This is a genomic window from Pseudomonas sp. JL3, assembly GCF_031570575.1.
In the GTDB taxonomy this organism is placed as follows: Bacteria; Pseudomonadota; Gammaproteobacteria; order Pseudomonadales; family Pseudomonadaceae; genus Aquipseudomonas; species Aquipseudomonas cucumis.
Genome location: NZ_JAKWJK010000014.1, coordinates 173,693 through 182,006 on the forward strand (window position 1 = coordinate 173,693; position 8,314 = coordinate 182,006).

At 61.1% G+C, this 8,314-nt stretch carries 7 protein-coding genes; 1 reads left to right on the plus strand and 6 read right to left on the minus strand.

The features are described from left to right. Positions 1-16: 16 nt before the first annotated feature. Genes miaA through MMG91_RS22020 form a run of 5 tightly spaced genes read right to left on the minus strand, consistent with a single transcriptional unit; the run spans position 17 to position 6,280 of the window. On the minus strand, positions 17-988 hold the full coding sequence (miaA, locus tag MMG91_RS22000; RefSeq protein WP_305504228.1) for a tRNA (adenosine(37)-N6)-dimethylallyltransferase MiaA: 972 nt from the start codon (positions 986-988) through the stop codon (positions 17-19). After that, positions 988-2,898 carry a DNA mismatch repair endonuclease MutL gene (gene mutL, locus MMG91_RS22005; RefSeq protein WP_405046557.1) on the minus strand — a complete coding sequence of 637 codons (1,911 nt, stop codon included), beginning with the start codon at positions 2,896-2,898 and terminating at the stop codon, positions 988-990. Before mutL ends, miaA begins: the two co-directional genes overlap by 1 nt. Beyond that, positions 2,895-4,322, minus strand: coding sequence for an N-acetylmuramoyl-L-alanine amidase (locus MMG91_RS22010; protein ID WP_310660679.1), 1,428 nt, complete (start codon positions 4,320-4,322; stop codon positions 2,895-2,897). The genes mutL and MMG91_RS22010 overlap by 4 nt, the downstream gene beginning before the upstream one ends. Beyond that, positions 4,323-4,793: a tRNA (adenosine(37)-N6)-threonylcarbamoyltransferase complex ATPase subunit type 1 TsaE gene (tsaE, locus tag MMG91_RS22015; protein WP_310660680.1), complete on the minus strand. Its 471-nt coding sequence runs from the start codon at positions 4,791-4,793 to the stop codon at positions 4,323-4,325. It lies immediately after the preceding gene. Continuing rightward, the gene (locus MMG91_RS22020; protein ID WP_310660681.1) at positions 4,781-6,280 is read right to left on the minus strand and encodes an NAD(P)H-hydrate dehydratase; all 1,500 of its coding nucleotides are present in this window, start codon (positions 6,278-6,280) and stop codon (positions 4,781-4,783) included. The genes tsaE and MMG91_RS22020 overlap by 13 nt, the downstream gene beginning before the upstream one ends. A gap of 63 nt (positions 6,281-6,343) precedes the next feature. On the opposite strand from MMG91_RS22020, the gene queG reads away from it, so the two are divergent. Beyond that, a complete protein-coding gene (gene queG / locus MMG91_RS22025; protein ID WP_310660682.1) occupies positions 6,344-7,408 on the plus strand; it encodes a tRNA epoxyqueuosine(34) reductase QueG in 1,065 nt (354 codons plus the stop codon). A gap of 101 nt (positions 7,409-7,509) precedes the next feature. Here the strand turns inward: queG and MMG91_RS22030 are convergent, their stop codons facing one another. After that, a complete protein-coding gene (locus MMG91_RS22030) occupies positions 7,510-8,121 on the minus strand; it encodes a trimeric intracellular cation channel family protein (RefSeq protein WP_030128339.1) in 612 nt (203 codons plus the stop codon). Positions 8,122-8,314: the final 193 nt, after the last annotated feature.

Sequence of the window (8,314 nt, forward strand, 5' to 3'; positions counted from 1 at the left end):
CGGCAATTGCAAGGACTCAGCTCAATATGGAGATGGTCCCAAGGTATTTCAAGGCGCGCGGCAGATTGTCGCAATCGAGGCTGTCCAACCAGTGTAAATCAGCCCAACTGCGCAGCCAGGTGAACTGGCGCTTCGCCAATTGGCGCGTGGCAATGATTCCACGCTCCTGCATCTCGGCTTGCGTCAGCTTGCCATCCAGGTAATCCCAGACTTGTCGATAACCTACAGCACGTATAGACGGCATCCCCGAATGCAGGTCACCTCTATCTCGCAGGGCTACGACCTCATCGATGAATCCCTGTTCCAACATATTTGTGAATCTTTGTTTAATACGCTCGTGCAGTACCTGGCGATTTGCCGGGGCGATAGCCAAGTTCGCGACAGTATAGGGCAATTGTTGCAGTCCCGAAGCGGCTGCTTCAGTACTTTGCGCAGATTGTCGCAAGCGTAGCTCAGTCATGCTCTGACCACTGACGCGATAAACTTCCAGCGCGCGACTGAGGCGCTGTGGATCGTTCGGATGAATTCGCGCCGCGGATTGCGGATCGATGACCGCCAATTGATCATGCAGGGCCTGCCAGCCAAGGCGTGCAGCCTCTTCTTCGATTTGCGCGCGCACGTCCGGATCGGCCGCCGGCATGTCGGCCAGACCTTCGAGCAAAGCCTTGTAGTAGAGCATTGTGCCGCCTACCAGCAGCGGAATTTTTCCCCGCGCGGTGATCTCGGCCATGGCCTCGAGCGCATCACGACGAAAATCCGCAGCCGAATAACTTTCGGCTGGGTCGAGAATATCGATCAGGCGATGCGGGAATTCGGCCAGAATTTCTTTGGAAGGTTTGGCAGTGCCAATGTCCATGCCACGGTAAACCAGCGCCGAATCGACGCTGATCAGTTCGCAGGGCAGGACCTTGGTGAGTTCAATGGCCAGGTCGGTCTTGCCGGCAGCCGTCGGCCCCATCAGGAAAATCGCAGGAGGGAACTGGCTCATCAACGACCGCGCAAAAACAGTTTGTCCAGATCGTCCAGGCCCAATTGGGTCCAGGTCGGTCGGCCATGGTTGCATTGACCGCTGCGTTCGGTGTTTTCCATGTCCCGCAGCAGACCGTTCATTTCCGGCAAGGCCAGACGCCGATTCGCGCGAATCGCGCCGTGGCAGGCCATGGTGCCGAGCAGTTCGTTCAGGTGTGCCTGAATCCGGTCACTGGTGCCGTATTCCATCAAATCCGCCAGAACGTCGCTGACCAGTCGATTGGCTTCCGCCTGTTTCAACAACGCCGGGATTTGCCGGATCGCCAGCGATTCCGGGCCAAGACGCTGCAACTCAAAGCCCAGCCGCTGGAACCACGCGACGTGTTCTTCGGCACAATCGGCTTCACGCTGACTGACCGCCAGAGACTCCGGCACCAACAGCGGCTGGCCGCTCAAGCCTTCGCTGGCCATGGCGATTTTCAGGCGTTCGTACATGATCCGCTCGTGGGCGGCGTGCATGTCCACCAGCACCAGACCTTGAGCGTTTTCCGAAAGAATATAGATGCCCTTGAGCTGCGCCAGCGCGTAACCCAATGGCGGGATGTCATCCTGCCCTGCCGGCAGCGCGACCGCATTGGCTTCGGGCAGTGGCGCGAAAAACTCGCGGTAGGCCGCTTGAGCTTCGGCGACGGGTATGCCGGACTGAGGCCTCGGCGTGTACTGATACTGATAACCGGCACCAGCGCCGGAGCCCGCCGTCGTATTAAAGGAAGGTTGGGCCTGAGGCTGTTCCAACAGCGCATTGGCCGCCAGACGCATTTCGCCCTGCGGACCGAACTCACCGGCGTCGAGCCCGGTCGGCCGGACAATGGCCGTCGCGACAGGGGCGGCCAGATGATCTTCCGGCCGCACATCGCCGAGCGCGCGATGCAAAGTGCCATAGAGGAAATCATGAACCATGCGCCCGTCACGGAAGCGCACTTCGTGCTTGGTCGGGTGCACGTTGACGTCAACGCCCGCCGGATCGACTTCGAAAAACAGTACGAACGTCGGGTGCCGACCGTTGAACAGCACATCGCGATAAGCCTGGCGCACTGCGTGAGCCACCAGTTTGTCCCGCACGGCGCGGCCATTCACAAAGAAATACTGCAAGTCTGCCTGACTGCGATTGAAGGTCGGCAACCCGACCCAGCCCCACAGATGCAGGCCATTGCGCTCGATTTCAATCGGCAGCGCCTGCTCCAGAAACCCCGCCCCGCAGATCGCCGCCACACGCCGGGCGCGGGCCGCGTCATCATGGGCTTCGTGCAGGCTAAGGATGGTTTTGCCGTTGTGGCGCAGATGGAACGCCACATCGAACCGCGCCAGCGCCAGACGCTTGATCACTTCTTGCAGGTGATCGAATTCGGTTTTTTCGGTTTTGAGAAATTTACGGCGCGCCGGGGTATTGAAGAACAAGTCGCGCACTTCCACCGAAGTCCCCACCGGATGGGCCGCGGGTTGCACGCGAGGCGCCATGTCCCGGCCTTCGGTTTCCACCTGCCAGGCCTGATCGGCATCGCGAGTGCGGGACGTCAGGGTCAGGCGCGCCACGGAGCTGATGGACGCCAGCGCCTCACCACGAAACCCCAGGCTCATCACCTGCTCAAGGTCTTCCAGATTGCGAATCTTGCTGGTGGCGTGACGGGCCAGGGCCAAGGGCAGGTCATCGGCAGAAATGCCGCTGCCATCGTCGCGCACCCGCAGCAGCTTGACGCCGCCCTGCTCAACATCGACATCGATGCGTTTGGCGCCGGAGTCGAGGCTGTTCTCCAGCAACTCCTTGATCACCGAGGCCGGGCGCTCAACCACCTCACCGGCGGCAATCTGGTTCGCCAGCCGCGGGCTGAGCAGCTCGATGCGCGCAGTGTTGGTCAGCACCTGGTTCATTCTTTGGCCGCCAGTTCAGTGCCGGGAATGGTCAATGTCTGACCAATCTTCAGCTCGTCGCTCTTGAGGTTGTTGGCGCTGCGCAAGGTGGCCGGAGACACCTGATAACGCACGGCGATCATCGCCAGGGTTTCGCCAGGGTTCACGCGATGGTCACGCGGGCCCAGGGCGATTTTGCCGGAGTCACGCAGCCAGGCAATGTAGGTGCCCGGCGGTGGATTCTGCTGGAAGAACTGTCGCACGCCGCTGCTGATAGAACGCGCCAGCGCCTGCTGGTGGTTCGCTGCAGCAAGCTTGGAAGCTTCGTTGGCGTTGGAGATAAAACCGGTTTCCACCAGGATCGACGGGATGTCCGGCGACTTCAGCACCATGAACCCGGCTTGCTCCACGCGCTGTTTGTGCAGCGGCGTGACACGGCCGATGTTGCTCAAGACTTTCTGGCCAACGTTCAGGCTGGACGTCAAGGAAGCAGTCATCGACAAATCGAGCAGCACGCCGGCCAGCATGCGGTCCTTGTCATCGAGGCTGACATTGCCTGCACCGCCGATCAAGTCGGAACGGTTTTCGCTGTCGGCCAGCCAACGGGCGGTCTCCGACGTAGCACCACGATCAGACAAAGCGAACACCGACGCACCGAACGCGGCGGCCGAAGGCGCGGCGTCGGCGTGGATCGAAACGAACAGATCGGCGCCCTTCTTGCGGGCGATTTCGGTACGGCCACGCAACGGAATGAAGTAATCGCCGGTGCGAGTCAGTTCGGCGCGGAAGCCTTTCATGCCATTGACCTGACGCTGCAGTTCACGGGCGATCGCCAGCACCACGTCTTTTTCACGCTGACCGCGAGAGCCTGAGGCGCCAGGGTCTTCGCCGCCGTGGCCGGCGTCGATCACCACAATGATGTCGCGCTTGCCGGCCGGGGCGGGCGGCAACTTCACCGGCGGATCTACTGGAGTGACCGGTACCGGGGCCACGGTCGCGACGTTAGTCGGCACAGGAATTGGCGCGGCGTCGGCGGCGTTATCGAACAGATCGACCACCAAGCGATTACCGTATTGGGCGTTGGGCGCCAAGGTAAAACTTTTCGGCGTGACGGCCTTTTTCAGGTCGATGACCACTCGCAGGTCGGTCGGCGTACGTTGAGCCGAGCGCATTGCGGTGATCGGAGTATTCGAGGTATTGACGTTCAGCGGCGATCCCAGAGAGGCGCCATTGATGTCGATCACCAGCCGATCCGGGGAGGTCAGGGTAAAAACGCTGTGCTGGACAGGCCCTGTCAGGTCAAACACCAGTCGCGTGTTGTCCGGCGCCCGCCACAGGCGAACACTGTTGACCTTTGTCTCGGCCACAGCGTCGACGGTTACCGCCAGAAACAACAATCCTACGGCAGCAACCAACGCGCGAAAGCGCATACCTAACCCCATCATTTAATTGGATTCCAATGCCAAAGCGGCACACCACGACTCGCCACGCGAGCCCTGGGGCAAAATTTTCAGCGAACGCCCGCTGTCTTGCGGGCTAATGGTAATGGTCAGGTCGGGCTTTGGCAAAAAGCCTGCACCGTTCCGGGGCCATTCAATCAGGCACAGTGCATCGTCTTCGAAATAGTCGCGGATGCCGAGGTACTCCAGCTCCTCCGGATCGACCAGACGATACAGGTCGAAATGGAAGGCGCGGACCTCCCCAATCTCGTAAGGCTCGACCAGGGTGAAGGTGGGACTTTTTACCGCCCCCGTATGCCCCAGACCACGAATAATGCCCCGGGACAGCGTGGTTTTCCCCGCACCCAGATCCCCCTCAAGAAAAATCAGACCGTGCCCTTCAGTGGTTTTTGCGATGCGCGCACCAAACGCGGTCATCGCCTCTTCATCTGCCAGGTACAGGGTTACTTCAGACACGGTGCTTGCTCCTCCAACAACTGACGAATGGCTGGTATCAGATCACTGGCCGCCAGCCCACGGCCGAATTCACCTTGTTGCGCGCCGGCATTGGCGTGCAGCCAGACCGCCAGGCATGCCGCGTCATACGCGTCCATGCCCTGAGCGAGCAAGGCGCCGACCAGCCCGGCCAGCACATCGCCCAAACCGGCAGATGCCATGGCCGGATGGCCCTGATGACACAACGCCAGACGCCCGTCGGGGCTGGCGATCAAACTGCCGGCGCCCTTGAGGATCACCACCGCTGTATATTTTTTGCTCAATGCATAGGCAGCAGCCGGGCGGTCGGCCTGAACATCGGCCGTCGATATCCCCAGCAACCGTGCTGCTTCGCCCGGGTGCGGCGTGATAACACAACCTGCGGGCAAACTCACGCCACCTTCGGCCAACAGGTTCAACGCATCAGCATCCCAGACTTGCGGCAGCGGCGCATTGGCCGCGGCCGACAACAGACTGCGCCCCCAGGCGGCCTGCCCCAGCCCCGGGCCTACGACCAGCACCGTGGCCTTCTCAAGCAGCCCCATCAATTGATTGGCCGACGAAATGCCGAGCACCATGGCTTCAGGTAATCGTGCCAATGCAGCCGGAACATGCTCGCTGCGGGTGGCTACGGACACCATCCCGGCACCGCTGCGCAAAGCACTTTGTGCACTGAGCACAATGGCGCCGCCAAAACCACGATCACCGCCGATCAGCAATACGTGGCCAAATTTGCCTTTGTGGGACGTTGGAGCGCGACCGGTCAGACGCGGCACATTACCGGCCGTCAGGCGACGAGCACTGACCGTGGCCCCGATAAACGTCTCAGGGGCGGCTAGCAGATCATTGAAGACCAAATCGCCAACCACATCCGCAGCGTCACCGGTGAACAGACCCAGCTTCAAACCGATGAACGTCACCGTCAGGTCCGCTCGAACCGCAATGCCAAGTATGCGGCCCGTATTGGCACACAGCCCCGAGGGGATATCCACCGCTGCAACCGGTAGCCCACTGGCGTTGATCGCGGCAATGACACTGGCGTATGGCTCGCGCACTTCACCGGTCAGGCCAGTGCCGAACAAGGCATCCAGCACGATGCCACGCAGTTCTGAATGCACGCTCCAGTCTTGAATGGCGACGCCTTCGGCTACCGCCTCGGCATGGGCCGATGCGGCATCGCCCTGCAAACGCCCGGGATCACCGGCGGCCAGCACCCGCACGTGCCAGCCGGCACGTCGGGCCAGCACGGCCACCAGGTAACCGTCGCCCGCATTATTGCCGTGGCCGGCTACCACGCTCAATTCGTGCGCCGTAGGCCAGTGACGGACCAGCGCACGCCAGGTCGCCCGCGCCGCACGCTGCATCAATTCGAAGCCCGGCGTGCCGGCCGCAATCAGGCTCGCATCGAGCCCTCGGACTTGCGCGGCGCTATACAGCGCGTCGGGTAATTCATCTTTAGTGTGCGGCATGCGTCTTCAGGCTCCGATGTCTGGCAGAATTATACGCACCTCAGCTCCGGTTTCTCTCGTCTCATGCCCGCTATTACCACAGACCTGCCCGCCCTCGCCCAATCCATCAAGGACTGGGGCCGCGAGCTGGGCTTTCAGCAAGTCGGCATCAGCGGCCTCGACCTGGCCGAGCATGAGCAGCACCTGGAGCGCTGGCTCGCGGCCGGCTACCACGGTGAAATGGACTACATGGGCGCCCACGGCAGTAAACGCTCGCACCCGGAAGAGCTGGTGCCGGGCACCCTGCGGGTCGTTTCCCTGCGCATGGACTACCTGCCGGGCGACACCGAAATGGCCAAACGTCTGGCCGAACCGGAAAAAGCCTACGTCTCGCGTTATGCCTTGGGCCGCGATTACCACAAATTGATCCGTAAGCGCGTGCAGCAACTGGCAGAAAAAATTCAGGCAGTGATCGGCCCATTCGGCTATCGCGCCTTTGTCGACAGCGCCCCGGTGCTGGAAAAAGCCATTGCAGAACAGGCTGGCCTGGGCTGGATCGGCAAAAACACGCTGGTCTTGAATCGCAAGGCCGGCAGCTACTTCTTCCTCAGCGAACTGTTCGTCGACCTGCCGCTGCCGGTCGACCCGCCCCACGCCACCGAACACTGCGGTCGCTGCACCGCCTGTCTGGACATCTGTCCGACCAACGCCTTCGTCGGCCCGTATGTACTGGACGCCCGGCGCTGCATTTCGTACCTGACCATCGAACTGAAAAGCGCTATTCCCGAAGATTTGCGGCCATTGATCGGTAACCGGGTGTTCGGTTGCGATGACTGCCAGATCGTTTGCCCGTGGAACCGCTTCGCCCGAGCTTCCGGGGAAAGCGATTTCAAACCAAGGCACAATCTGGACAACGCCGAACTGGCTGAACTGTTCATGTGGGACGAAGAAAAATTCCTCAGCAGTACCGAAGGTTCGCCATTACGTCGGGCCGGTTACGAGCGTTGGTTGCGCAATCTGGCGGTCGGCCTGGGTAATGCGCCGTCGAGCATTCCGGTGCTGGAAGCGCTGAAGGCACGGCGGGACTATCCGTCGGAACTGGTGCGCGAACACGTCGAATGGGCCCTGAAACAACACGGCATCCTGTAGCAGCTGCCGAAGGCTGCGTTCGGCTGCGCAGCAGTCGTCATTGCGCAAAGCGAGCCCTGCGGCCTCGAACGCAGCCTTCGGCAGCTGCTACAGAGACCGTGTCAGGCTTCGTCGTTATAAACGAACTTGGGCATTTCCCAATGGAAACGAATCGCCAGCAAGCGCAGCAGGAAGCCGCCGAACAGGGTGATCAGGATTGCCTGTTCACCGGGTAACTGCAGGTAGATGCAGAGCAGATAGCACCATGCCGCGGCAAACGAGACGCTGGCATAGAGCTCTCGACGGAATATCAGTGGAATGTCGTTGCAGAAAATGTCCCGCAGAATGCCGCCAAATACGCCGGTGATCACGCCGCTGACCGAGGCCACCAGCATGCCATGGCCCATTTCCAGGGCCGTCATGCAGCCGATCAGGGTGAACGCCACCAGACCCACGGCATCAAGCACCAGAAACAGCGAACGCAGATGGCGCATCCAGCGAGCGATGAAGATCGTCAGCATCGCCGCGACGGAGGTCAGCACCAGATATTCCGGGTGTTTGACCCAGGTCAGCGGGTAGTGGCCGAGCAGCACGTCACGCACCGAACCGCCACCCAGCGCCGTGACGCACGCGATCAGCACCACGCCAAACCAGTCCATGCCGCGACGGCCCGCAGACAGGGCGCCAGTCATGGCTTCGGCAGTAATGGCGATCAGGTAGAGCATCAGCAACATGGTGGCGGTCCTTACAAGAAGGCGCGCAGTCTACTCACTTCACTGAAGCACCAAAAGAGCGCACCCAAGAACTTTCACCTCGCACGATCACAGGGTGACTGGGCGGACGCTATCGCGGGCAAGCCCGCTCCCACAGGGTCGGCGAACAACCTTGTGGGAGCAACTGTCTTGATGGTCTTTATTTTGAAGGCAT